Source organism: Flavihumibacter solisilvae, from assembly GCF_000814475.1.
GTDB lineage: Bacteria > Bacteroidota > Bacteroidia > Chitinophagales > Chitinophagaceae > Flavihumibacter > Flavihumibacter solisilvae.
The window spans coordinates 45098-68952 of the sequence record NZ_JSVC01000011.1 but is presented as its reverse complement, the minus strand read 5'-3'; the positions used below and the strand labels follow the sequence as shown (position 1 = coordinate 68952).

The window sequence follows — 23855 nt, the reverse complement described above, 5'->3', positions numbered from 1 at the left end:
ATCATGAATATATTGATTTTGGGGTCCGGCGGCAGGGAACATGCGTTTGCCTGGAAAATTGCACAGAGCCCGTTATGTGATAAGTTGTTCGTTGCACCGGGCAACGCAGGCACCGAAAGCCTGGCCACAAACGTTCCGCTCTCCATAACCGACTTTCCCGCGATCAGGCAGTTTTGCCTTGACAATAAGATCGGGCTATTGCTTGTAGGTCCGGAAGAGCCGCTGGTAAAAGGAATCGTCGACTATTTCCGGCTGCACCCGGTTGAGGGTATGCCCGTGATCGGTCCATCGCAGTTCGGAGCCCAGCTCGAAGGTTCAAAGGCATTTGCAAAGGCATTCATGGAAAGACACCAGATTCCTACAGCTGCTTACCGGGAGTTTGATGCGGACAACTTTGATGATGGAATCGCATATATCCGGAATCATTCACTTCCTATCGTGTTAAAGGCAGACGGCCTGGCCGCGGGTAAAGGCGTCCTGATCCTTAACGATCGCCAGGAAGCCGAAAAGGAATTCGGGGAAATGATCAAACAAAGCAAATTCGGGGATGCCAGTAAAAAAGTGGTGATAGAAGAATTCCTGTCTGGTATAGAATTAAGTGTATTCGTGCTGACCGACGGAAAACATTATGTATTGCTTCCCGAAGCAAAAGATTATAAGCGGATAGGGGAAGGAGATACAGGACTCAACACCGGTGGAATGGGTGCTGTTAGTCCCGTGCCTTTTGCAGACGCCGGCTTTATGAAGAAAGTAGTTGACCAGGTAGTCGTACCTACAGTTGATGGCCTGAAAAAAGAGAAGATCGATTATCGCGGATTCATTTTTGTCGGGCTCATTATGGTGAATAACGACCCATATGTAATTGAATACAACTGCCGCATGGGCGATCCTGAAACGGAAGTTGTAATGCCACGCCTGGCCAATGACCTTGTCGAATTGCTTGTGGCAACCGGCAATGAACAGCTCGACCAGGTAACTGTTAGCCAGGATCCTCGTGTGGCCTGCACCGTTATGGCGGTGAGCGGGGGCTATCCCGGGGATTATGAAAAGGGCAAGGCTATAACCGGCCTCGAACTTCCGGTGCCCGTCGATTCCATCGTTTTTCATGCCGGCACATCCAGTAAGGATGGTAATACGGTGACCAGCGGTGGTCGTGTCCTTTGTGTTACATCTTACGGCGAAAATATCCCTGAAGCCCTGGGTAAATCACGCAAAGTGCTGGATCAGCTTAATTTTGAGGGAATGAATTATCGGCGGGATATTGGGTTTGAATTCCTCAAGCCGTAAACAAGAATTACAATCAGTAAAAACTCGGGGATGAAAGTGGTACATTATTCAGATTATCTGCAGTTGGAAAGGATCCTGGATTCGCAACAGCCCGAAAGTGGGCTGGTGGGAAAACCAGCGCATGATGAAATGTTATTCATCATTATTCACCAGGCGTATGAACTCTGGTTCAAGCAGATCATGTACGAAGTGGAATCAGTGAATGGCATTATGCAGCAGCCTTCCCTCAATGATAATTCCCCGGAATTGCAGACTGTCGTTCACCGGTTGCAGCGCGTTGTTACTATTTTAAAAGTACTGGTGCAGCAGATCGATATCATGGAGACCATGACTCCCATGGACTTTCTTGATTTCCGCGATATGCTGAGGCCTGCGTCAGGTTTTCAAAGTTGGCAATTCAAAGCGCTGGAAGCAAGGCTGGGACTGCAATTCCAACATCGCCACGGACAGGAATACTATATCTCGCAGTTAAGGCAGGAGCAGATCGACCTTATTAAAAAAGTGGAATCAGAACGCCCATTGATCAGCCTGTTGAACAGCTGGCTGGAACGCATGCCCTTCCTTGATATCGAAGCGCAGTGGTGGGATAATTATACTAACATATATACGGAGAGCCTTTCTGATAACGAGAAAGCCAATCTTGAAGGGTTTCACCGGGTCTTTGACAATATTGAGCAGACTGAACGTCAATTGTCGGCCAGGGCCGGCAGGGCAGCTTTGTTTATCATGCTATACCGGGGTTACCCCATTCTCCAACTACCCTTCCAGTTATTGAATGTGCTGCTGGAAATTGATGAACAATTGAGCACCTGGCGTTATCGTCATATGAATATGGTGCATCGGATGATCGGAACCCGTGTCGGAACAGGAGGCAGCACGGGCAAGGAATACCTTAAAGGTGCTGTTGACAAACATTATATATTCAGGGAAATCGCCCAGCTCACAAGTTTTCTTGTGGAAAGGAGAAAGTTGCCTGCCCTGAGTCAAAACATGGAACGAAGACTGGGCTTCGATGCCGGCGCATGATCATGATTCAGTAAAACCTCTTTTGCGGGGTGTATGATTCATAATTCTTTTTGAAGAAGTCGTCAACTGTCGTATTGAACACTTCTTTATACCTGACGGGAGTGCTGTGCCCTGAATTTGGCAATATCCATAAATACGCTTTCGGAATATGCTGGTAGATCGCCATCGTGTGTTCTTCACGGATCACATCATGATCGCCGCCGATAACGAGTGTCGGGCATTTTACTTTAACCAGGTCTGTAAGCGCAATATGCGGCTCATCGAGCAGCAGGTGGAATAACTTCTTAAGGTGTTTGTCCTGTTTGCTGAGTTCACCTTTTTTATTCAGTGAATCATTCATCGGTTCAATAATGCGGATAATATCTGGATAAACTGCGGTGCTGTCCGGCCACAGGTTGGCTCCCGTTACCGCGAGCTTCTTTACCTTTTCAGGGTGCCGCATGGCCAGTAACAAGCCATTGATACCGCCATCGCTCCAACCTAAAACGTGTGCAGAATCGATGTGCATCGAATCGAGCAGGACTGCAAAATCATCGGCCATCTGCTCATAGCTGAGTGAATCGCCGGTATCAACCGACCTGCCGTGTGCGCGGCTGTCGGCCAGTATCACCCGGTATTTCTTCATGAAATAGGGAACCTGGTTCTGGAAATCCTTCATTGATCCTCCATTTCCGTGAATGATCAGCAGCGGTTGCCCGGTACCGTAAGTTTCGGTATACATGCGGAATCCCCGCATGGAATAAAACTTCCCGGTCTTACTATTCCCGGGTGAAATGGCAGGGGATGTAGCCACAGCCTGGCAAAGGGCTGCAAGTGACAGAAACTGCAGGCAGTAAATCAGGATATATCGCACTTCAGAAAGTTAATCGTAAAAGGCGAACATTTAAAATTTTCGTAATGCAAGGGCAAGCAGGGCAATCAGGGCCAGTAAGGCAGAAAAACCGAAAGCTGCAGCAGGGCCAAAACCGGTCCACAACAGCCCGGCAATAGTACTTGAAAGGAGTGTGCAGATACTTTGTGCGGATGTGTACAGGCCAATAGCAGTGGCTGTCTTCCCCGGGTTGGCCAGGTTGCTGATCCATGCTTTCGAAAGACCTTCTGTGGCAGCCGCGTAAATTCCGTAAATAAAAAACAGTACATAAACCAGGAAGGTTTTGCTGACAAAGGCAAAACCCGCATACGTAATGCAAAAGGCGATAAGTCCCCCGGTCATCACTTTCCGGTAGCCCCACCTGTCGGCCAGGACACCCATTGGATAAGCAGCAAGAGCATACACTACATTGTAAAAGATATAGGCACTGATGGTAATTACATCACTGCCGGTAAGGTTTTTGGCCTGCAGTAACAGGAACGCATCTGAACTATTTGCAACGGCGAAGATCAACAATGGCGTGATTAGACGATGGTAACTCTTTCCGGCATCTTTCCAGTAGCTGAAATAAGAGAAGAAGCCGCCGGATGATTTTGCAGGGAGCGGTGATGTTGTTTCCTTCAGAAGGAATAGCAGGATCACGGCAATTAACCCGGGAATCAGTGCCCAATAAAACAGTGAAGTATAATTTCCCGGGTAATGCTGAAGGAAAATTAAAGCGGCAACGGGTCCGAGAATTGCTCCTGTTGTATCCCATGCCCGGTGAAAACCGAAAATCCGCGCCCTGTTATGTGGTTCTGACTGGGCGGAAAGCACTGCATCCCTTGCTGCGGTGCGGATCCCTTTACCGAGCCTGTCAGTAACACGTGCAAGAAAAATCCACCATGGGTAGGTAAGAACAGCCATCATGGGTTTGGAAACTGCGCTTAGGAAATAGCCTGTGCGTACAAAGGGTAATCTTTTCCCGGAATCATCGGACCGTTTGCCAAAATATCCTTTACTCAACCCTACCGTAAATTCTGCTATACCTTCGAGTATGCCTATAAGCGCTACTGAAAAGCCTGTTTGCTTTAAATATACGGGTACAACCGGGTACAGCATCTCACTGGCAAGGTCGGCGAAAAGGCTTACCAGGGCAAGGATCCAGACAGTTTTACTGATCATTGAATTAGCTTTCTGCATGTTATTCTGGAATCAATCCGGAAAAATTTAATATGTTCAAGCATTAAAGCCTGATTACGTGCCGTTTACCAAAGGTTGGTGATTTGTGGAAAAAATAGTGGTAATCAATGTCGTCTACTTTGATAAATCGGATTATTTGCATCAATTTTGCTGACATTATATCCTGACTAAAAATCTGACCTCAATAAAATGGGATTATTCAACTTTCTTACCCAGGAAATCGCGATGGATCTGGGTACAGCCAATACCCTAATCATACATAACGATGAAATTGTAGTGAATGAGCCTTCGATTGTTGCACTGGACCGTAATAATCCGAAGAATGTGCTGGCGGTAGGCAAGCGAGCCCTGATGATGCACGAGAAGACGCATGAAAGTATCCGGACCGTTCGTCCGTTAAAGGATGGTGTGATAGCCGACTTTAACGCGGCTGAACTCATGATACGGGAAATGATCAAGATGATCTATCCCAAAAAACCTTTATTCCCACCAAGCTGGCGGATGATGATCTGCATCCCGTCCTCGATCACGGAAGTGGAAAAACGGGCTGTTCGCGACAGTGCGGAACAGGCAGGCGCAAAAGAAGTATACCTCATTCATGAACCCATGGCTGCTGCACTCGGTATTGGTATCGATGTAGAAGAGCCGGTTGGTAACATGATCATTGACATCGGTGGTGGTACTACCGGCATCACGGTAATTGCCCTTGCGGGAATCGTGTGCGACCAGTCCATCCGTATTGCCGGTGATGAATTTACCGCAGACATTATGGAAGCGCTTCGCCGCTACCACAGCCTGCTGATTGGAGAGAGAACTGCTGAGCAGATCAAGATCCAGATCGGTGCTGCCATGAAAGACCTGGAAAATCCGCCGGATGATATTCCCGTTAACGGCCGTGACCTGGTAACTGGTATCCCCAAACAAATCATGGTCAGCTTCCAGGAAATCGCGGAAGCTCTGGATAAGAGCATCTTCAAAATTGAAGAAGCCATCCTCAAAGCGCTCGAGACTACACCACCCGAACTCGCAGCGGATATTTACCGCCGTGGGCTGTATATAACCGGGGGTGGTGCTTTGTTGCGCGGACTGGATAAACGCCTGAGTCAAAAGATCAAGCTGCCGGTGCACGTTGCCGATGATCCGCTGAAAAGCGTTGTTCGCGGTACAGGTATCGCGTTGAAGAACTACGACAGGTATCCTTTTGTAATGCGCTGATAAGCTGAAGCGGCAGTATGCGTAATATATTTCTCTTCATTCGCAGGTATTTCAACTTCCTGTTTTTTCTTGCGCTGCAGGTGCTGGCCCTTTCATTCCTGTTCCGGTACAACCGGTATCATGAAGCTGCCTTTATGAGTGTAGCCAGCGAAATCACCGGAAGCGTCAATACCAGGTACAACACAGTCGAATATTATTTCAAGCTAAAGAAGGCAAATGAGTCGCTGGTTCAGGAAAATGTGCACCTGCGCGAGCTGCTGAGAAGCAACTACCAGGGCGCCGATACCACCCGTCAGCTGGTGGTCGATTCCATCAGGGTTGATTCACTCGTGCTGGACCAGAAATATTTTTACCGGGATGCCAAAGTAGTGGGCAGCTTCGTTACGACGCAAACCAATTTTTTCACCCTTCATCGCGGATTGAACCAGGGGGTGAATGTAGATATGGGTGTTATTGGTCCGAGGGGAGTTGTAGGCAGAATAGTGAATGTGAGTTCTAACTTCTCTACGGTTATGACAATGCTGAGCCGGCAATTCAAGGTGGATGCGAAACTGAAGACCTCAGGCGACAGGGGAACCATAAGCTGGGACGGAATCAGTCCACAGTTTGTACAAATGAGAAATATCCCGAAAAACGTCAAAATCAACAAAGGCGATTCAGTTATTACGAGTGAACTCTCTTCCATTTTCCCGGCGAATATCCTTGTTGGTACCGTTGATACTGTAGTGAATGATCCGAGTACCAATTTCCTTACCCTCAGGCTTCGTTCCGCTACTAATTTTTCCACGGTACAACATGTATATATAGTTCAGAACAAGCAACTGGAGGAACAGAGAATGCTGGAAGCTAATACCCGCAAGACAAATGAATGACCTTTTAAAAAATATCTTCCGCTTTTTTGCATTCATCCTGGTGCAGGTGTATATCCTTCATAAGATTCCGCCATTGCACCGGTTCATCGTACCATATCTTTATTTTCTGTATGTGCTCTGGTTGCCTTTCAGCCTGGGTCGCACCTGGCTGATGATAGTGGCATTTGTTTATGGACTGTCACTCGACTACTTTTTGTTAACACCCGGCTTACATGCTGCTGCCTGCGTGCTGATAGCATATGTCCGCCCGTTCCTCGTCAATATCCTGATCAGGCAGGAAGGTGCCGAACAGAGCTATGGCGCACCCTCCATTCATAGTATGGGATTGGCGCCCTATTCACTCTTTGTACTGGTACTGACCTTATTACATCACGGCTACCTTGTCTTCCTGGAATGGATGGAGTTTGGCAACTTCTGGTATTTCCTTGGTAAAGTCGGGGCCACCACTGCGGTCAGCCTGTTGTTGATCCTGATCACTGAATTACTGTTTTACCGCAAGGAAAGGTACCGGACAAACACTGCATAACAGAATTCCGGCCGAAAGTTGTAGATTTTGGATTGGGGAGTTATGTAATTTCGCAATCTGCAATTTTCAATATATCTATGTCTGTATTCAACCAATCACGTTCCACAGTAATCCGGCTGATCTTTGCAGGCATATTCATCGTTATTCTGGTGCAGCTGGTGAACCTTCAGCTGTTTTCCGGTAAATACAAAACACTTGCGCTGAATAATGCCGTATACCCGAAAGTAAAATATCCCGACCGCGGGATCATTTACGACCGCAAGGGCAAGGCCATTCTCAACAATACGATCATGTATGACCTGGAGGTAACGCCCACACAGATTAAAGGTGTGGACACTAATTACCTCTGCCAGTTACTGGGCATCGATACCGCGGAATTCCGGAAGCGGATCATTACTTCCATCATAAAGAACGGCCGTTATCGCCCCAGTATATTTGAAGACCTGCTTCCGCCCGTAGTACACGCACGCCTGGAAGAGAACATTTACAAGTTTCCGGGATTCAGCCTCGTGGAGCGCCCGGTGCGCACTTATCCTTTCAGGGCAGCGGCTCATATCCTGGGTTATATCGGCGAAGCAGATTCCAATATCATCAAGCGTTCAGATAATTTTTACCGTCTCGGTGACTTCGTTGGAAGAAGCGGGCTCGAACAGTACTACGAGAATGTGTTGATGGGGAAGCGGGGTGTTGAATACATGATCAAGGATAATAAGAACAGGCTTGTCGGTAAATACGAAAATGGAGCTTTCGACACAGCTGCTGTAGCCGGTAGGAACCTGCGCACTTACCTCGATATTGAAGTTCAGCAACTCGCAGAAAAACTTATGAAGGGCAAGGTCGGTGGCCTTGTTGCCATCGAGCCCAAAACGGGTGGCATTATAGCAATGGCCTCCGGACCAAACTATGATCCCAACATGCTGACAGGGCCCGATAAACAGAAGAATTTCAACAAGCTGTTTCTTGATGTAAGCAGCCCGCTCCTGAACCGGGCCATCAAAGGACAATATCCGCCAGGGTCAACATTCAAACCGCTCGGTGCGCTGGTAGCGCTTGATGAGGGCGTAATTTCACCATCGTTCGGAATAGGGTGCAACGGTGCCTACTACGGGTGCGCAAGACCGGTTAAATGCCTTCACAGCAACCCCGGGCATGCTGCGAACCTTCGGCTGGCAATCGCCAATTCCTGTAACTCCTATTTTACACACATCTACCGGTTGGCTGTAGACGCAAACAAGTTCGGAAATGTCAAGAACGGTTACCAGGAGTGGAAATATTATATGAACGCATTTGACCTTGGGGTACGGGTAGGCGTTGACCTGCCAAGTGAAGACAAAGGCAATATCCCCGACAGTTCCGTGTATAACAAGGTTTACCGCAATTCGTGGAATTCATGTACAAACCTTACGCTCGGGATCGGGCAGGATATGATGCTTGCCACACCGCTCCAGCTCGCCAACTCGATGTGCATCATTGCCAACAAGGGATATTATTATACTCCTCACTTCGTGGACAAATTCGACCTTGAAACAGCTGAAGATACCTTAATGAACAAATTCAGGCAAAAGCATGAGCCGCTTACCAAAATTTCTGATGAAGCATTTGAAGCCGTAATGTCGGGCATGCAGGATGTGGTGGAAATTGGTACAGCAAAAATGGCACAGCTTCCTGGTATTAATGTTTGTGCTAAAACCGGTACGGCTGAAAACTACCGCGTGATAGACGGGAAAAGGACAAAGCTGAAGGACAACTCGGTTTTCGTTTGCTTCGCCCCTCGTGAAGATCCAAAAATCGCTATCGCTGTGGTTGTCGAAAACGCAGGCTATGGTGGCACCTGGGCTGGTCCTATCGCCGCCCTGATGATGGAAAAGTATCTTAACGACACCCTTCGTCCGGAGCGCATTAAAGAAGTGGAACGAATCGCCGCAGCAGACCTGATGCCGGGATGGGTGATCCGCGAACAATACAAACAGGATTCGATCCGCGCGTTCAAATGGTTTAAAATGACCAATGATACCAGCGTGATCCGCCGGTTCCTTGAGCGTGGAGCAACATTTCCAAAAGAACAACCGGAAGAAACTCCTCCGGCACCGGAGAGAAGAACAGTAAAAATGATGAACGAAGCGATCCTGCCGGCAGAAAAGAAAAATAAAACTCAACGCACCCATCCGATATCATGAGCCAACGCAAACCTGAAATATCAAAAGGCATCGACTGGTTGCTCGTATGGTTGTACATCATACTGGTCAGCGTCGGAATCCTCAGCATTTTTGCAACCACATATAAGGAAGGCGATTCTATCATCCAGTCATTCCTTTCATTAAAGACAGATTACAGCCGCCAGCTCCTGTATTTTGGGATCGGTGGGGTACTGGCCATTTTTATTTTGCTGACAGACAGCAAATTCTTTACAGCGACTGCAAACCTCTGGTATGTATTCGGGATTGTATTATTGCTCCTCGTGTTCCCGTTCCATACAGAAGTAAAGGGAACAAAATCAATTATCAGGTTTGGTGGATTCCAGTTGCAGCCTGCTGAGTTATGTAAGGTGTTCGTAAACCTGGCACTGGCTAAATACCTGTCACGCGTGGAAACGGATTTTTCCAGGCTTCGTTCGCAGATCATCGCTGCCGCCATCGCTATACTCCCGGCCATGATCACGATAATGCAGCAGGAAACAGGTCTTGCGCTGGTTTATTTTTCTTTCTTCCTGGTAATGTTCAGGGAAGGTCTGCCGGCTGCAGTGCTCATCATAGGATTTTCCCTTGCCGTGTTAGTGGTGGCAACCCTGCTGGTTGACCCTAATACACTTGCGATCGTACTCACCTGTATAGCAGCAGGGGCCATTTATTTCCTGCGACGGCAGATCAAGCGGAAACGGCGGATCCTTTTCCTCATCATGGGAATCTGGTTTGTTTGTGTAGGTATCCAGCGTTTTGTTGTGCCCTATATCTTCGAAAATGTGCTGCAACCCTACCAGGTTAAACGCATTTATGATACGATCGGAAAAGATTATGTGCCTACTGATGCAAATGCGGCACTCGATATCGAAGCCAATACGACTACGAAGAAAAAAGATGACGGAGATTACAACGTAAAACAAAGCAAGATCGCTATCGGAAGTGGCGGCCTGTTAGGAAAGGGCCTGCTGAAGGGCACCCAGACCCGTTATGACTTCGTACCGGAACAGCGAACAGACTTTATTTTCTGTACCATCGGGGAAGGTTTTGGTTTCATCGGCAGCATGGTGCTGCTGGGTATTTATTTTCTCCTGCTGATGCGGATCGTCAGTATCGCCGAACGACAACGAAGTGTGTTCAGCAGGTGTTATGCCTACGGGGTGGCATCTGTGCTCTTCTTCCATATTGCGATTAACCTGTGCATGACCATTGGTCTTGCACCGGTTATCGGGATCCCATTGCCCTTTATCAGTTACGGGGGAACTTCATTGCTGACATTCACCATGCTGTTGTTCATCCTGGTGCGACTTGATGCAGACAGGCAGATGGTTCTCCGCTGATTATTTCATCAAATTCAACTCGCCGTTACATGAAGATTATACCGCTGTCCGAAGGTTCATTTACGATTGACAAGACCAAGATGTTCGTTCCTTTCGATACATCATCTGATGACCTTCAATCGCGCAACTCCGGAAGCCTCCTGGTCGAAGTACAGCCCTTTGTTGTGGTTACGAGCGAGGATGTATTGTTGCTCGATACAGGTTTGGGATTTATGAAAGACGGTGTGATGCAGCTACATGCCAACCTTATGAATGCAGGCATAAATCCCGGGGAGATCACCAAAGTGCTGATGTCTCACTTACATAAGGATCATGCCGGTGGAGTCAGTAAGAAAGCAAATGGCGATAGTGGGTACTGCGAAGCCTTTCCCAATGCAAAATATTATATCCAGCAGAAAGAGCTGGAGTTTGCATTTGAAAAAGGGCTACCCAGCTATATTCCGGCTGAGCTCGAATGCCTGAAGGATGCGTCAAATGTGGTCCGCCTCGACGGGAACGGTGTTATAGACGGTTATATTAAATACGAATTGGTAGGTGGTCACAGCCCTTATCACCAGGTGTTTACAATAGTTGATGGGGGAGAAACAGTTTTCTTTGGTGGCGACAATGCACCACAACTACAGCAGATGAAAAGTAAGTTCGTGGCGAAATATGACTACGACGGGAAACTGGCAATGGAACTGCGTCAGAAATGGTGGAAACAGGGGCAGGAGGAAGGTTGGAAATTCCTGTTCTATCACGATATCAAAACACCCGTCTATTAATCGTTTTTCCGGTTGCCGTTACGCTGCTGGCGCCTTTCCATTAATTCTTTCTGGACATAGCCATAGAATTCCTTTTCTGCCCTGAAGAACTCGTTTGCTTTTTCAGGTGAAAGGGCTTTTGAGAATTCAGACTGGTACTTTTTCCGCACCGCCAGCAACTTTTCCTCGCGGTCCAGTTCATCTCCGCCACGACTTTCCCGGCGTACACTTTTCAGCTCGTTGTTATATTGGTTGTACACCGGCCAGAATCTTTGCGCTTCGTCTGATGTGAGATTCAGTTTCTTGGTTAGATAGGCAATCTTGAGCGTTTCAAGCTGCTCGCCGCCCTTACCCTGTTGAGCAGGAGCGGTAAGTGCGGTAAGCAGGAAAATTCCAAACAGTATAAAAATCCGTTTCATAAATGCGCTAATTGTTCAGTAGTGCTTTATCCGGTTGATCTGCCAGGTATTGCTGCAAAGCTTCGTCGCTGACATTATCAAAAAGATAGTGCATATTTTCATCATTAAGGTCATCACCTGTCGATGCGGTTGAACCATAATACAGCATCGTGGTAGGATCTGCAAACTCAAGTATGGCTTCATCGCTCAGTTTATCGATGTCACGTTGAGTCTGCTTTACGATGCTATTTTCCCCGGGGTTCACATTTTTTGGATTGAATACAAACCATCCGGCCAGTGCGATCAAACCGACTACGGCCGCTGCTGCAGCATATCGCAACCACCTTCCGGAAAGCCTGACTACCCTGCCGGTCCCTTTCACTTTATTCAGCATCTGGTGCGGAAACGCTTCAAAATAGTTTTCCGGAACGGTATATGGGTTCGCGCTTCTCAGCGATTCCAGTAAAGGCCCCGGCATGTCTTCAAGAATGTCATTTGCCTGCAGGATCCCTGACAGGCCTGCATTGGCTTCGTCAGGCACCTTGTCAAAATATCCATCAGGAACACTGAAAGGCGACTTTTTCGATAGCCCTGCCAGCAAAGGCGACAATGCCTGCAGCTCCGTGCCGGGATCTGTAGCATTCAGTGCCTGTATGCGTGCCAGGATTTGCCCCGGCAGCGTATCGAAATACCCGTCGGGAACCCGGTATGGCAGCGAATGCGGCAGGTCGGCAACCTGTCTGCTGATTTCGCCCAACTCTTTTAATATCGTATTATCGCGCTTCATCCGGCATTTAGACCATTTTTACGCTGGAAGGTTTAATGATTCAGAACGTAATCCTCAATTTTTTTAACTGCATGGTGGTAAGAGGCTTTCAACGCACCTTCAGACGTTTCAAGCACCCTGCTCATCTCTTCATATGGCATCTCGTCGTAATACCTCAGGTTGAAAACCAATCGCTGTTTTTCCGGCAGCCGCTGGATAGCCAATTGTAATTTCCATTCCGCCCGCGACGCGTCAAAATCCTTATCTGCCCTCACCTGGTTGCTCAATCCCTCCTCAACATCCGATAGCGGAAGCACATTCCTTCTTTTCTGTTGTTCCAGGAAGGTCAGGCACTCGTTCGTCGCAATGCGGTACAACCACGTATAAAGGCGCGCGTCCTCCCTGAAATTCTCCAGTCCATTCCAAACCCTGATAAAAACATTCTGCAGCACATCATTGGCATCGTCATGGGAAACAACCATTCGTCGGATATGCCAGTATAATCTTTCCTGGTATTTCCGGATTATGGATGTATATGCCTTCTCCCGGGAGGAAGGCTCCCGGAACATGATGAGCAACTCGCTGTCATCGTTAGCCATCGGCATAGCGTGATCTTTGTAATTAAATATAAGACAGAGGAAAGATAGAAAGGTTTAACTGAAAGCGTGAAGGACCTGGCGAATTGCGGAGATGTTAAAAATAAAAAGGTGAGCAGATCGCAGTGAGAACGAAAAGAATTCACTTATTGACCTATTCACCTATTGACTGCATTCCCAAATCGCAGTAAGAATCCAATATTATTTCTTGCCTCTCTTCATTGCTTTTTCCGCTGCGGCCACAATGTTGTTTGTGCTGAGGCCGTACTTTTCCAGCAATTGCATGGGTGTTCCGCTTTCACCGAAAGTATCATTAGTGCCGATAAATTCAATCGGGGTGGGGTGATTCCTGGCTGCAACCTGTGCTACCGAATCGCCGAGTCCGCCCAGCACATTATGCTCTTCAACAGTTACGGCACAGCCGGTTTTCCTTATGGAGGCGAGTATGGCTTTCTCATCCAGCGGCTTGATCGTATGAATATTGATCACTTCCACGCTCACACCTTTTTCTTCCAGGATCCTTCCTGCTTCAATTGCATTCCATACCATGTGTCCGCACGCAAAAATGCTGACATCCGTTCCTTCACTGAATACCTGCGCCTTACCAATTTCGAATGGCATGCCTTCGGTAAAAATGGGCCATACCGGGCGTCCAAAGCGCAGGTAAACCGGTCCCTGCATTTCCGCAACAGCAAGTGTCGCCGCTTTTGTCTGGGCATAATCACAGGGAACTATTACCGTCATTCCCGGCAGCATTTTCATCATGCCGATATCTTCGAGGATCTGGTGGGTAGCACCATCTTCGCCCAGGGTAAGTCCAGCATGCGAAGCACAGATCTTTACATTCTTTCCTGAATAGGCAACTGACTGCCTGATCTGGTCATAAACACGCCCCGTCGAAAAGTTCGCGAAGGTAGTCGTGAACGGGATCTTGCCACCGATAGTGAGACCTGCCGCTATACCGATCATGTTTGCTTCCGCAATTCCTACCTGGAAGAACCGGTCCGGGTTTTCTTTGATGAACTGGTTCAGTTTGAGTGATCCTGCAAGATCAGCCGTAAGTGCCACAACATTCGGGTTGGAGCGGCCCAGCTCCGTAATGCCATCGCCAAACCCGCTTCTTGTATCTTTTTTTCCGGTTACCTGTATATCTTTTAACATGTTTAAGACGTTTTTTGTGAAGGGCGTTGCAAATGTAAGGTTTAATTCAGGTTGGCATTCTGTACCAGGTAGAAGCTCTCGTCTTCCCTGATGCGTGTTTCCCATTTCCACGCTGTATCGAGCATGTCTTCGAGGGAGTATTTGATTTCCCAGCCAAGCTCTTTCACAGCGTGTTCATTGTTCGCATAGATTGCTATCACATCACCCGGGCGACGCGGACCGATCGTATAGTTCAGTGCCTGGCCACTCACTTTCTCGAAAGCGCGGATCGCTTCCAGTACCGTTACCCCATTCCCGGAGCCGAGGTTAAAGACCTCACATGCTTTGTCGCTCTTTCCATCTATCAGGTACTGCAGGGAAAGCGTATGTGCGTGGGCGATATCAGAAACGTGAATGAAATCACGCAGGCAGCTGCCATCGCGGGTATCATAGTCGTTACCAAAAACGGTCATCTGCGGCAACTTGCCAATTGCGGTCTGCGTAATGGCAGGAACCAGGTTCGCAGGCCTGCCTATCGGCAATTCCCCGATCTGGATACTGGGATGCGCCCCAACCGGATTGAAATAACGCAACAATACACACTGCGAATCACTCACTTTTGCAAACTCATTTATGATCTGTTCTCCCATTTGCTTGGTATAACCATATGGAGATTCCGCGGGTTTGGGTGGCGTACTCTCGGTAACGGGAATGACATCCGGGTTTCCATATACCGTGCAGGAAGAAGAAAATACAAAGTAGGGCACCTTGAACTCCTGCACGCACTTCAAAAGGTTCAGCAGGCTCATGAGGTTGTTTTCGAAATACATTACGGGGTGCGCCACCGATTCCCCAACTGCTTTGAAGGCAGCGAAATGGATGATCCCTGTGATGTCGGTGTTCTCCTGGAAAATGGCAAAAGTGTCGTCATAGTTACACAGGTCAACCTTATAGTTCTTGATCTTTTGCCCGGTTATTTTTTCAACTCCTTCGAGAATTCGTGGAGTAGAGCGGGAGTTGTTATCAACAGATATGACTTCAAACCCGTTTTCTACCAGGTCAACCAGCGTATGCGACCCGATGTATCCACATCCTCCTGTTACCAGTATTTTACTCATTATGTCTTGGTTGTTTCGTTTATGCGTGAACATTCTCCTTCAGCAGGCCCACCAGGTACTGACCATAGCCGCTTTTCAGCAATGGCGCGGCAATCTGCTCCAGCTGGTCGTCAGTAATGAATCCTTTTCTCCAGGCAATTTCTTCAATACAGGCGATCTTGATGCCCTGTCTTTGTTCAATTACCTGTACAAACTGCGATGCCTGCATGAGGGAGTCAAATGTGCCTGTGTCGAGCCAGGCCGTACCGCGGTCAAGGATGGAAACTTTTAGTTTTCCCAACCTCAGGTATTCTTTGTTAACGTCGGTTATTTCATATTCGCCCCGTGGACTCGGCTGCAGGTTTTCAGCTATCTCAACTACGGTGTTGTCGTAAAAATAAAGTCCGGGCACCGCGAAATTGCTTTTAGGTTTGAGCGGCTTTTCCTCGATCGACAGCACGTTGTTGTCGCTGTCAAATTCCACCACACCATACCTTTCAGGGTCACTCACATGGTATGCATACACAATTCCTCCCTCGGGATCGGTGTTTTTCGCAAGCTGCTCACCCAGTCCGCTCCCGTAAAAAATGTTGTCTCCAAGCACCAGGGCAACATTATCGTTGCCTATGAACTCTTTGCCTATTACGAATGCCTGCGCAAGACCATTCGGTACGGCCTGTTCCGCATAGGAAATGTCCAGTCCAAACTGGTTGCCATTTCCAAACAGCTTTTTGAACAATGGAAGATCGTGGGGCGTCGAAATAATGAGAATATCCTTTATTCCCGCCATCATCAGGGTGGAAAGCGGGTAGTAAATCATCGGTTTGTCGTAAACCGGCATAATCTGCTTGCTGATCGCATATGTAATTGGATGTAACCGAGTACCTGAACCACCAGCGAGAATAATTCCTTTCATTCCGGATTTTTAAGAAAATGAGTGCCCAAGATAAATAAAAAACCCCGTCACTACTGACGGGGCTGGAAATTAGAAGACAAGTTTCAGGAGATAATAGACCAGTGCGGCAAACAGGGCGCTGACCGGAATGGTCAGGATCCAGGCCCAAAGCAGGTTAATGGTAACACCCCACCGTACAGCCGACAGGCGCTTTGTAGCACCTACCCCGATGATCGCACCAGTAATGGTATGCGTTGTACTTACCGGGATCCCCGCTGCTTCCGCCAGGTATAAAGTGGCAGCACCAGCGGTTTCTGCGCTAACACCTTCCAGGGGAGTTACCTTGGTGATCCGGGTTCCCATTGTCTTAACGATCTTCCATCCGCCACTGAGCGTACCTAACGCGATCGCGGTAAAACTTGAAACGGGAACCCACCAGTAATCCTCCACAAAATGGCTGAACCTGTGTGCCGAATCGAGGGTAGTGTACCCAGGGTTGCCATTCTGTACCTCATAAAAAATAACCGCAGCTCCGATAATACCCATTACTTTCTGGGCATCATTACCACCATGGCCAAGGCTGAACAGCGCCGAAGACACCAACTGGAGCCGCCGGAACCATTTCTCCGCTTTATAGGGAACCGCCTTGCGGCAAATATTCAGGATGATAACAGTTATTATATATGCTATAAGCATTCCTATTACAGGAGCCAGGAAGATGAACAGGAAAGTAGGGATCACTTTGGCATAGTTGATCACAGAAACGCCACCTTTTGCTATTCCGCCGGCATGCGCCATTGCAGCACCCATGAAACCGCCCAGCAAAGTGTGGGAAGAACTTGATGGAATGCCAAACCACCAGGTCAGCAGGTTCCAGCCAATCGCGGCTATCAGTCCGGCAAAGATCACTTCGAGCGTAATAAAGTTCTCGTGCACCGACTTGGCAATCGTGTTGCCGATCTTGAACTCTCCAATCAGGTATTTGGAAATAAAGAAGGCCGCGAAGTTGAACACAGCGGCCCAGAGTACTGCCTGGAATGGGGTAAGGACTTTTGTGGAAACTATCGTGGCAATGGAGTTTGCCGAATCGTGAAATCCGTTGATATAATCAAAAACAAGAGCCAGGATTATAATAATGACCAGGAATGTCATAACTGAAGAATTGGTAAATGTGAATTGGCCTTAGGCGTATTTAATTATAATGGATTCAATCACATTTGCTGCATCTTCGCATTTGTCTGTAACAATTTCCATTACCTGGTAGATTTCCCTTTTCTTGATCACCTCTTTGGCATCGGGTTCTGTTTCAAACAGCCTGTCAATGCTTAGATCAAAGATATCGTCTGCCTGGTTTTCGATGCTGTTCACTTTCACAAGTGCATCCGTGATCTTCCGCATATTCTTCATGTTACGCAATTCAATCACTGCACTCCTGATATGGTCTGCTCCCTGTTCGATCAGGTCCGCCATCTTCTGGATACCCGGATCGTTGGGATTCACCTTGTAGAAATTGATTTTTTTGGCAGAAGCGAAAATATAGTCGCAGATATCATCCAGGGCCGAAGCCAGGTAGTGAATGTCTTCTCGGTCAAATGGAGTAATGAAGTTCCTTCCAAGTTCAGTAAAGATTTTGTGGGTCAGGTCATCATTGACGTGCTCCAGGTCTTCCATCCTCGAAATGAGTGCGCTTCTCTTGTCAAAATCCGGCTCACTGACAACATCCTTCATCAGTTTTCCCATTTTGGCAACAGTATTGGCGACTTCTTCAAAAAGGGAATAAAATACTTTATCCTTCGGTGTGAATAGTTTGAGGACTGAGGAAAGCGACATACTTCAATTTTGCGCAAAAATAGATTGTTTCTTTGCCCCTGAAGAGTTCTCCGATTTGATAATAATTTCTTAACACAGGGCTCAAAAAGGGGTAAAAGCCTGCCCGGATCGGCCAAGCATCGTGATTGCAGCGGTAGTTATTTGGTAATAATTCCTTAACACTGGACCTGTTAGGGCCTTTATAGCGGCTGTTACCTTTGCGACCGTTAACAATTCGATCATATAAAATTAACTTTGGCTCCTCGCAGCCATTTAATCATGGTATCATGCGGCGACTGACTTCTTATATTATAGTAGCTTTCTTCCTCATTCTTTCTTCTGCTGCAAAAGCTCAGTTCCTGATGGATATGGTAGACACTTCCCATGAAATGGGGAAGAGCATGCTGGCCATGTATTATAAGTATAACTACCTCCGCATTAGTGGATATATCCAACCACAGTTTCAATACATCCAAACTAAAGGTGCAGCCACATATGCCGGCCCGAACTTCCAGCCGAACTCAAACAACCGTTTCATACTCAGGCGGGGACGGGTCCGTTTCGATTATGCCCGATTCAATAAAAATGACAAGCTTTCAGCCCAGTTTGTATTCCAGTTCGACGGTACGGAACGAGGTGTAAATATCAGGGATTTCTGGGGCCGCGTTTTCGAGAACAAGTTTGAGGTCCTTGGTTTCACAATGGGAATGTTTGCCCGCCCCTTCGGCTATGAAGTGAACCTTTCGTCACAGGACCGCGAATCACCTGAGCGTGGCCGGATGTCACAGATCCTGATGCGTACGGAACGTGACCTGGGGGCAATGGCCAGCTTTGAACCCCGTGGCAAATCGCACAAACTGAAATGGTTGAAAGTGGACGCCGGAGTGTTTAACGGCCAGGGGCTTACTGGCACTGCGGAATATGATTCGTATAAAGATTTTATTACGCGGGCTTCTTTTAAGCCGGTAGCCATCAACAACAGCCTGCGCATGTCTGGGGGACTATCATACCTGAATGGTGGTTTTATCCAGAACACGAAGTACGTATATGAAATGGGTAAGCCCAATGGAGCACCAGGTTTCATAGTCGATTCTTCGGAATCCAACCTCGGCGAAAAAGCTCCCCGTATTTATTATGGTGCGGATGCGCAGTGGGAACTCCGCCACCATAACAGCGTAACAACTCTACGGGCTGAATACTGGTGGGGTACGCAAACCGGTACCGATGAAACAACCGAAACACCCGGCGTAATTGAAAACCAACCTTATTATGTAAGAAAATTCAATGGCGCATTCTTTTACCTGTTGCATGCATTCGGAAAAAACCAGGTAGGAGTTAAGTTCGACTGGTATGATCCCAATACGAAAGTCAAGGGCGACGATATCAGCAAATCGCATGACAACATGAATCCCGCAGACATCAGGTACAACACGCTTGGTGTCGGGTACCTGAATTATATTAATGAGAACCTCAAGTTGGTGTTGTGGTACGACTTTGTGATGAACGAAAAAACGCAACTGGAAGGTTACACCGAAGATATCAAGGATAATGTGTTGACTTTCCGTCTCCAGTTCCGCTTCTGATGCGGTACGTAACATTCCGGTAACATCCCGTTCACAATTCGTTAACCTGCGAATAACAACGTCTTAACATTGGACTTCTACTTTTGCCCGCAAATAAACACTCTAATTTGTGAGCAAAAAGATCCTCTTACTGTTGATGATGGTGATGGCAGCCTACCTGCAAGGCCTCGCCCAGTCGACAGTTAAACTTAGTGGAAAAGTAATCAACACCCGGAATGAACCCGTACCCGGCGCAACGGTAACCATAGAAGGTACAACAAAGAAAACAGCTGCTGATGTGGAAGGCCGCTTCACCATCCAGCTTGAAACAGGGAAGAAATATGTACTGGTAGTCTCCAGTGCCGGTTATAGTACAAAGTCTGTTGAAGATGTACAGGTAACAACAGATGAAATAGCCAACAGCATTTCTGTTGTCCTGGAGAATAAATCTGAATTGGGTGAAGTGGTTGTGCGGACTTCAGTTAAAAAGGAAACAACCAGCGCACTGATCAACCTTCAGCGTAACAATATAGCTGTATCAAGTGGTATCGCGGCAGACCTTATCCGCCGTACCCCGGACAGGACGACCGGTGAAGTACTGAAGCGTGTCAGCGGTACTAGCATCCAGGATAACAAGTTCGTGATTGTCCGCGGTCTCAGTGATCGTTACAACGCGGCATTCATCAACAATGCCCAGCTCCCTTCATCAGAGCCTGACCGCAAGGCGTTCTCCTTTGATGTGATCCCTTCAAACATGATCGACAATATTGTGATCAATAAAACTGCGACCCCGGAGCTCACCGGTGAGTTCGCAGGTGGATTGATCCAGGTACAGACGAAAGATATTCCTTCGAAGAAGTTCCTGTCTGTAGGAGTTCAGTGGGGTTACAATACAAACTCAACATTTAAGGATTTCACCAGCAACCCACGCACCAACACGGATTGGCTGGGATGGGATAATGGAACAAGAAAGTTTCCTGCGGGCTTCCCTGCAACAAGGCAGGAGTATGGCCAGATGCCGACAAGTGGCCAGATCGAAAAATCACAGCTCTTCCAGGATGATGTATTCCGCCAGGTGAATGCGACAGCGCTTCCTGTACAGCAATACAATCTTTCTTATGGCTCTGTAAAGACACTGAAGAATAATGCCAAACTGGGCCTTATCGCAGCAGTTACTTACAGGAATGCCATGTTGAAATATTCCGTTGATCGCTCAATGGCTGAAAGGGAAGGTTCTGTTTTTGATTATACCGACCTGCAGAACAAATACCAGGTAAACCTTGGTGCACTCGTTAACCTCACTTACTCAGAGCGCAATCATAAAGTATCCTGGAAGAATATTTACAACCGGTTTTACGAAGACAACTATTATACAAGGAGTGGATTCAACAACAGCCGTAACCAGGATATTACTTTTTATTCTTCGGTGCTGAACCAGCGTAACTTCTTCAGCAGCCAGCTGGAAGGTGAGCACCAGTTTAATATTGCAAAAGCTAAATTCCGTTGGAACGCCGGTTATGCTTTGGTAACACGGACCCAGCCCGACCTTCGTACGCAACAGTATACACAGGCATCGGGCAGCGACCAGGTGATCCTCGACTACGATGACTCACGCCGCTTCTGGTCAGACCTGTATGACCATACCGTAACGGCTTCCGGTGCTTTCACGCTGCCGTTCGATATGTTTGGTCAAAAACAGAATTTCAAATTCGGCGGTGGAACGGTTATCCGTTTCAGGGATTTCAAGGCACGGATCTTCCGCGTGGAAGAAGCAACCTCGCAGTTTGACCAGAGCCTGTCCATGCTTCCCTTCGACCAGATCTTCAATAAGAATAATTTCAGCCAGACGGGATTTGTATACGACGAATTCACCAACAACTCTGACAAATACTTCGGCGTATCAGCAATTAATTCTGGTTTTGCCATGTTCGATAACAAGTTGTCAGAAAAGTTGAGACTGATCTGGGGGGCACGTGTAGAATACTTTGAGCAGTTCCTTGACTCAAAGGACCTTTCTGCGAAGAAGGTGACAATTGATACAGAGAAATGGGATGTCCTTCCTTCACTGAACCTGACTTATTCACCGACTTCAAAAAGCAACATACGCGTTGCGGCTTCACAGACAGTGGCCCGTCCTGAATTCAGGGAAATTGCACCTTTCCAGTTCTATGATTACGAATCCAGCTATAGTATTGCTGGTAACCAGGACCTGAAAAGAACCAAGATCCTGAACCTTGACCTTCGTTATGAAATTTATCCTGCTGCAGGTGAGGTGTTCAGTCTCGGTGGATTTTACAAGCGCTTTGACAACCCGATCGAGTTCCGCCTCAATTCAGGTTCAGTTCCTGAGCGCAGGTTGTACACCTATTCCAATGCAGACAAAGCAGATACTTATGGAGCTGAATTGGAATTCAGGAAGAACCTTGGTTTTATCAGCAAGAGTAGCGACTTCATGAATAACATGGTTGGATTTGGTAACGTTACCTACCTGATTTCAGATGTGAACTTCACCGACGCATCTTCTTCAGGTCAGTCCATCAATGCCAACCGGCCGATCCAGGGTCAGTCGCCTTATATGGTAAATGCCGGTCTTCAATATACCAGCGACAAATTGTTCAATATGACGCTGATGTACAACCGTATCGGTCCGCGTCTCGCGCTGGTAGGTAATGGCGAAATCGCAGATATCTACGAGCGCCCCAGGAACCTGCTCGACTTCCAGGTTGCTAAACGCATCCTGAAAAAACAGGGAGAACTGAAACTGACCTTCTCTGACATCCTGAACAATAAAATCTACCTCTATGAGAATACTTCAGGTGGCAAAGAATATTCCAGCAGCGACAAAATGTTCAGCAGCTATAAGCCCGGAACAACGATCAGTATTGGATTCACTTATGATTTCTCTTTCGATAAAAAATAATCTAAACCCCAAACAAATAAACAAAGCTTAAATAAAATCAAATATGAAATTGGTTAAACAAATTGCGGTAGTGGCTCTCAGCGCATTAACCATTACCTCCTGTATAAAAGTAAATACCGGTGACGAGATCGTTAACGGCGGAGGAAACGGTACTGATTCCACTTCCAAAGTACTTAACGGCACCATTGATAAGAGCATGACGCTTACGAAAGGAACATGGACACTGAAAGGATATGTATACGTGAACAATGGAGCCGTTCTTACTATTGAGCCCGGAACCGTGATCAAAAGTGATGTAGCCGAAAAAGGCGCCCTCATCGTTGAGCGTGGGTCTAAACTTATTGCTGATGGTACTGCATCTGCACCCATTGTATTCACTTCAGGTAAGCCTTCAGGCGAACGTGCTCCCGGCGACTGGGGTGGTATCATCCTGCTGGGTAAGGCACCCACCAACAGGCCCACATCTCCTGCACCAATTATCGAAGGCGGTGTAAACAGGCCTTATGGTGGAACAGATGTAAACGACAACAGCGGAATCCTGCGCTATGTGCGTATCGAGTTTTCCGGTATCGCTGCTGAACCTGGTTCAGAGATCAACGGCCTGACCCTAGGCGGCGTTGGTGCAGGTACTGTAATTGAAAACGTACAGGTTTCTTACGGCGGTGACGATGCCTTCGAATTCTTCGGCGGTACGGTTAACTGTAAAAACCTCGTTGCTTTCGCTACAATGGATGACGACTACGATTTCGATTTCGGCTATGTGGGAAAGATCCAATTCGCTGTTTCACTTCGCGACAAGCCGGCTGATACAGACCAGGCAAACGGTATTGAGTGCGACAACAACGGTAGCGGTGACCTCACTGAACCCTTTACCCGCCCTGTTCTTTCTAACCTGACACTGATCGGACCTTATGATACCACAGGTTCCAGCAGTAACCATGGTTACAGCAACAGGTGGAGAAGAGCTACACGTTTTGTACTGAACAACTCATTGCTGATCGGTCACCGCAAAGCAGGGTTCTCTATGGAATCTTCTGCTACTGCGCAAGCCTATAAAGACGGTCTCTCTGAATTCAAGAATAATATCGTGGCTGTTTACGCTAAGCCTTATTATACTGCAGAAGATAAAGCTGATCCTGCTTCAACAGTATTCACAGCAGCACAGCTGAAAACAAAAGCTGAATCAGAAGGTAACCGCACACTGGCTTCACGCGATGATGTTCAACTGACTGATCCGTTCAACCTCAATTCACCCAACTTCCTTCCCAAAGCTGGTTCACCTGCCCTGACTGGTGCAAGCTTTACAGGAATGGATTCATACTTCACACCGACAACTTATGTAGGTGCATTCGGTACAACCAACTGGGCTACCGGCTGGACAAGCTTCAACCCGAAGACCAACGCATACTAATAATAGTTACGACCAATTTCAA

At 47.4% G+C, this 23855-nt stretch carries 21 protein-coding genes; 11 read left to right on the top strand and 10 right to left on the bottom strand.

Annotated features, from left to right (window positions below; all coding sequences use genetic code 11):
- Positions 1 to 3 precede the first annotated feature (3 nt).
- A complete protein-coding gene (gene purD, locus OI18_RS10645; protein WP_039139760.1) occupies positions 4 to 1287 on the top strand; it encodes a phosphoribosylamine--glycine ligase in 1284 nt (427 codons plus the stop codon).
- A 30-nt stretch (positions 1288 to 1317) separates the two neighbouring features.
- A complete protein-coding gene (locus tag OI18_RS10640) occupies positions 1318 to 2313 on the top strand; it encodes a tryptophan 2,3-dioxygenase (RefSeq protein ID WP_052273085.1) in 996 nt (331 codons plus the stop codon).
- A 7-nt stretch (positions 2314 to 2320) separates the two neighbouring features.
- On the opposite strand, the gene OI18_RS10635 is transcribed toward OI18_RS10640, so the two are convergent.
- Both OI18_RS10635 and OI18_RS10630 read right to left on the bottom strand, forming a co-directional pair.
- The gene (locus OI18_RS10635; RefSeq protein WP_052273084.1) at positions 2321 to 3166 is read right to left on the bottom strand and encodes an alpha/beta fold hydrolase; all 846 of its coding nucleotides are present in this window, start codon (positions 3164 to 3166) and stop codon (positions 2321 to 2323) included.
- Between the two features lie 30 nt (positions 3167 to 3196).
- A complete protein-coding gene (locus tag OI18_RS10630) occupies positions 3197 to 4348 on the bottom strand; it encodes an MFS transporter (RefSeq protein ID WP_039139924.1) in 1152 nt (383 codons plus the stop codon).
- Positions 4349 to 4555: 207 nt separating this feature from the next.
- Here OI18_RS10630 and OI18_RS10625 point away from each other — a divergent pair, with 207 nt between their 5' ends.
- From OI18_RS10625 to OI18_RS10600, 6 genes are all read left to right on the top strand, one after another.
- Positions 4556 to 5581 carry a rod shape-determining protein gene (locus OI18_RS10625; protein WP_039139756.1) on the top strand — a complete coding sequence of 342 codons (1026 nt, stop codon included), beginning with the start codon at positions 4556 to 4558 and terminating at the stop codon, positions 5579 to 5581.
- Between the two features lie 17 nt (positions 5582 to 5598).
- Positions 5599 to 6453 carry a rod shape-determining protein MreC gene (gene mreC / locus OI18_RS10620; RefSeq protein WP_039139754.1) on the top strand — a complete coding sequence of 285 codons (855 nt, stop codon included), beginning with the start codon at positions 5599 to 5601 and terminating at the stop codon, positions 6451 to 6453.
- The gene (locus OI18_RS10615) at positions 6446 to 6979 is read left to right on the top strand and encodes a hypothetical protein (protein WP_039139753.1); all 534 of its coding nucleotides are present in this window, start codon (positions 6446 to 6448) and stop codon (positions 6977 to 6979) included. The genes mreC and OI18_RS10615 overlap by 8 nt, the downstream gene beginning before the upstream one ends.
- Before the next feature lie 77 nt (positions 6980 to 7056).
- Positions 7057 to 9156 (top strand): penicillin-binding protein 2, encoded by a 2100-nt coding sequence (gene mrdA / locus OI18_RS10610; protein ID WP_039139752.1) that lies wholly within the window; start codon positions 7057 to 7059, stop codon positions 9154 to 9156.
- The gene (gene rodA / locus OI18_RS10605) at positions 9153 to 10496 is read left to right on the top strand and encodes a rod shape-determining protein RodA (protein WP_039139751.1); all 1344 of its coding nucleotides are present in this window, start codon (positions 9153 to 9155) and stop codon (positions 10494 to 10496) included. Before mrdA ends, rodA begins: the two co-directional genes overlap by 4 nt.
- 29 nt (positions 10497 to 10525) lie before the next feature.
- Positions 10526 to 11260, top strand: coding sequence for an MBL fold metallo-hydrolase (locus OI18_RS10600; RefSeq protein ID WP_039139750.1), 735 nt, complete (start codon positions 10526 to 10528; stop codon positions 11258 to 11260).
- On the opposite strand, the gene OI18_RS23765 is transcribed toward OI18_RS10600, so the two are convergent.
- The 8 genes from OI18_RS23765 to OI18_RS10560 form a co-directional block, all read right to left on the bottom strand.
- Positions 11257 to 11658 carry a hypothetical protein gene (locus OI18_RS23765; RefSeq protein ID WP_052273083.1) on the bottom strand — a complete coding sequence of 134 codons (402 nt, stop codon included), beginning with the start codon at positions 11656 to 11658 and terminating at the stop codon, positions 11257 to 11259. The two genes, OI18_RS10600 and OI18_RS23765, sit on opposite strands and share 4 nt — an antisense overlap.
- Before the next feature lie 7 nt (positions 11659 to 11665).
- Entirely contained in the window at positions 11666 to 12424 is a 759-nt protein-coding gene (locus OI18_RS10590; RefSeq protein ID WP_039139748.1) for a hypothetical protein, read from the bottom strand.
- A 32-nt stretch (positions 12425 to 12456) separates the two neighbouring features.
- A complete protein-coding gene (locus OI18_RS10585) occupies positions 12457 to 13008 on the bottom strand; it encodes an RNA polymerase sigma factor (RefSeq protein ID WP_082037918.1) in 552 nt (183 codons plus the stop codon).
- 192 nt (positions 13009 to 13200) lie between these two features.
- The gene (locus OI18_RS10580) at positions 13201 to 14160 is read right to left on the bottom strand and encodes a transketolase family protein (RefSeq protein ID WP_039139747.1); all 960 of its coding nucleotides are present in this window, start codon (positions 14158 to 14160) and stop codon (positions 13201 to 13203) included.
- A gap of 41 nt (positions 14161 to 14201) precedes the next feature.
- Positions 14202 to 15257, bottom strand: a complete 1056-nt coding sequence (galE, locus tag OI18_RS10575; protein ID WP_039139745.1) for a UDP-glucose 4-epimerase GalE — start codon at positions 15255 to 15257, stop codon at positions 14202 to 14204.
- A 19-nt stretch (positions 15258 to 15276) separates the two neighbouring features.
- On the bottom strand, positions 15277 to 16152 hold the full coding sequence (gene rfbA, locus OI18_RS10570) for a glucose-1-phosphate thymidylyltransferase RfbA (RefSeq protein WP_039139743.1): 876 nt from the start codon (positions 16150 to 16152) through the stop codon (positions 15277 to 15279).
- Positions 16153 to 16221: 69 nt separating this feature from the next.
- Positions 16222 to 17283, bottom strand: a complete 1062-nt coding sequence (locus tag OI18_RS10565) for an inorganic phosphate transporter (RefSeq protein WP_039139742.1) — start codon at positions 17281 to 17283, stop codon at positions 16222 to 16224.
- 30 nt (positions 17284 to 17313) lie between these two features.
- On the bottom strand, positions 17314 to 17961 hold the full coding sequence (locus OI18_RS10560; RefSeq protein ID WP_039139741.1) for a DUF47 domain-containing protein: 648 nt from the start codon (positions 17959 to 17961) through the stop codon (positions 17314 to 17316).
- A 266-nt stretch (positions 17962 to 18227) separates the two neighbouring features.
- Here OI18_RS10560 and OI18_RS10555 point away from each other — a divergent pair, with 266 nt between their 5' ends.
- The 3 genes from OI18_RS10555 (at position 18228) to OI18_RS10545 (ending at position 23833) form a co-directional block, all read left to right on the top strand.
- Positions 18228 to 19523: a porin gene (locus OI18_RS10555; protein ID WP_205410024.1), complete on the top strand. Its 1296-nt coding sequence runs from the start codon at positions 18228 to 18230 to the stop codon at positions 19521 to 19523.
- Positions 19524 to 19632: 109 nt separating this feature from the next.
- Positions 19633 to 22422, top strand: coding sequence for a TonB-dependent receptor (locus OI18_RS10550; protein ID WP_039139740.1), 2790 nt, complete (start codon positions 19633 to 19635; stop codon positions 22420 to 22422).
- Positions 22423 to 22465: 43 nt separating this feature from the next.
- A complete protein-coding gene (locus OI18_RS10545) occupies positions 22466 to 23833 on the top strand; it encodes a T9SS C-terminal target domain-containing protein (RefSeq protein ID WP_152616787.1) in 1368 nt (455 codons plus the stop codon).
- Positions 23834 to 23855: the final 22 nt, after the last annotated feature.

Excerpts from the sequence above, each read along its gene's own strand:
- mreC (WP_039139754.1), top strand. The coding sequence starts at position 5,599 with ATGCGTAATATATTTCTCTTCATTCGCAGGTATTTCAACTTCCTGTTT.
- OI18_RS10565 (WP_039139742.1), bottom strand. The coding sequence starts at position 17,283 with ATGACATTCCTGGTCATTATTATAATCCTGGCTCTTGTTTTTGATTAT.
- OI18_RS10590 (WP_039139748.1), bottom strand. The coding sequence starts at position 12,424 with ATGAAGCGCGATAATACGATATTAAAAGAGTTGGGCGAAATCAGCAGA.
- galE (WP_039139745.1), bottom strand. The coding sequence starts at position 15,257 with ATGAGTAAAATACTGGTAACAGGAGGATGTGGATACATCGGGTCGCAT.
- rodA (WP_039139751.1), top strand. The coding sequence starts at position 9,153 with ATGAGCCAACGCAAACCTGAAATATCAAAAGGCATCGACTGGTTGCTC.
- OI18_RS10625 (WP_039139756.1), top strand. The coding sequence starts at position 4,556 with ATGGGATTATTCAACTTTCTTACCCAGGAAATCGCGATGGATCTGGGT.
- OI18_RS10630 (WP_039139924.1), bottom strand. The coding sequence starts at position 4,348 with ATGATCAGTAAAACTGTCTGGATCCTTGCCCTGGTAAGCCTTTTCGCC.
- OI18_RS10555 (WP_205410024.1), top strand. The coding sequence starts at position 18,228 with ATGCGGCGACTGACTTCTTATATTATAGTAGCTTTCTTCCTCATTCTT.
- rfbA (WP_039139743.1), bottom strand. The coding sequence starts at position 16,152 with ATGAAAGGAATTATTCTCGCTGGTGGTTCAGGTACTCGGTTACATCCA.
- OI18_RS10640 (WP_052273085.1), top strand. The coding sequence starts at position 1,318 with ATGAAAGTGGTACATTATTCAGATTATCTGCAGTTGGAAAGGATCCTG.
- OI18_RS10585 (WP_082037918.1), bottom strand. The coding sequence starts at position 13,008 with ATGCCGATGGCTAACGATGACAGCGAGTTGCTCATCATGTTCCGGGAG.
- OI18_RS10615 (WP_039139753.1), top strand. The coding sequence starts at position 6,446 with ATGAATGACCTTTTAAAAAATATCTTCCGCTTTTTTGCATTCATCCTG.
- mrdA (WP_039139752.1), top strand. The coding sequence starts at position 7,057 with ATGTCTGTATTCAACCAATCACGTTCCACAGTAATCCGGCTGATCTTT.
- purD (WP_039139760.1), top strand. The coding sequence starts at position 4 with ATGAATATATTGATTTTGGGGTCCGGCGGCAGGGAACATGCGTTTGCC.
- OI18_RS10560 (WP_039139741.1), bottom strand. The coding sequence starts at position 17,961 with ATGTCGCTTTCCTCAGTCCTCAAACTATTCACACCGAAGGATAAAGTA.
- OI18_RS23765 (WP_052273083.1), bottom strand. The coding sequence starts at position 11,658 with ATGAAACGGATTTTTATACTGTTTGGAATTTTCCTGCTTACCGCACTT.
- OI18_RS10600 (WP_039139750.1), top strand. The coding sequence starts at position 10,526 with ATGAAGATTATACCGCTGTCCGAAGGTTCATTTACGATTGACAAGACC.
- OI18_RS10545 (WP_152616787.1), top strand. The coding sequence starts at position 22,466 with ATGAAATTGGTTAAACAAATTGCGGTAGTGGCTCTCAGCGCATTAACC.
- OI18_RS10580 (WP_039139747.1), bottom strand. The coding sequence starts at position 14,160 with ATGTTAAAAGATATACAGGTAACCGGAAAAAAAGATACAAGAAGCGGG.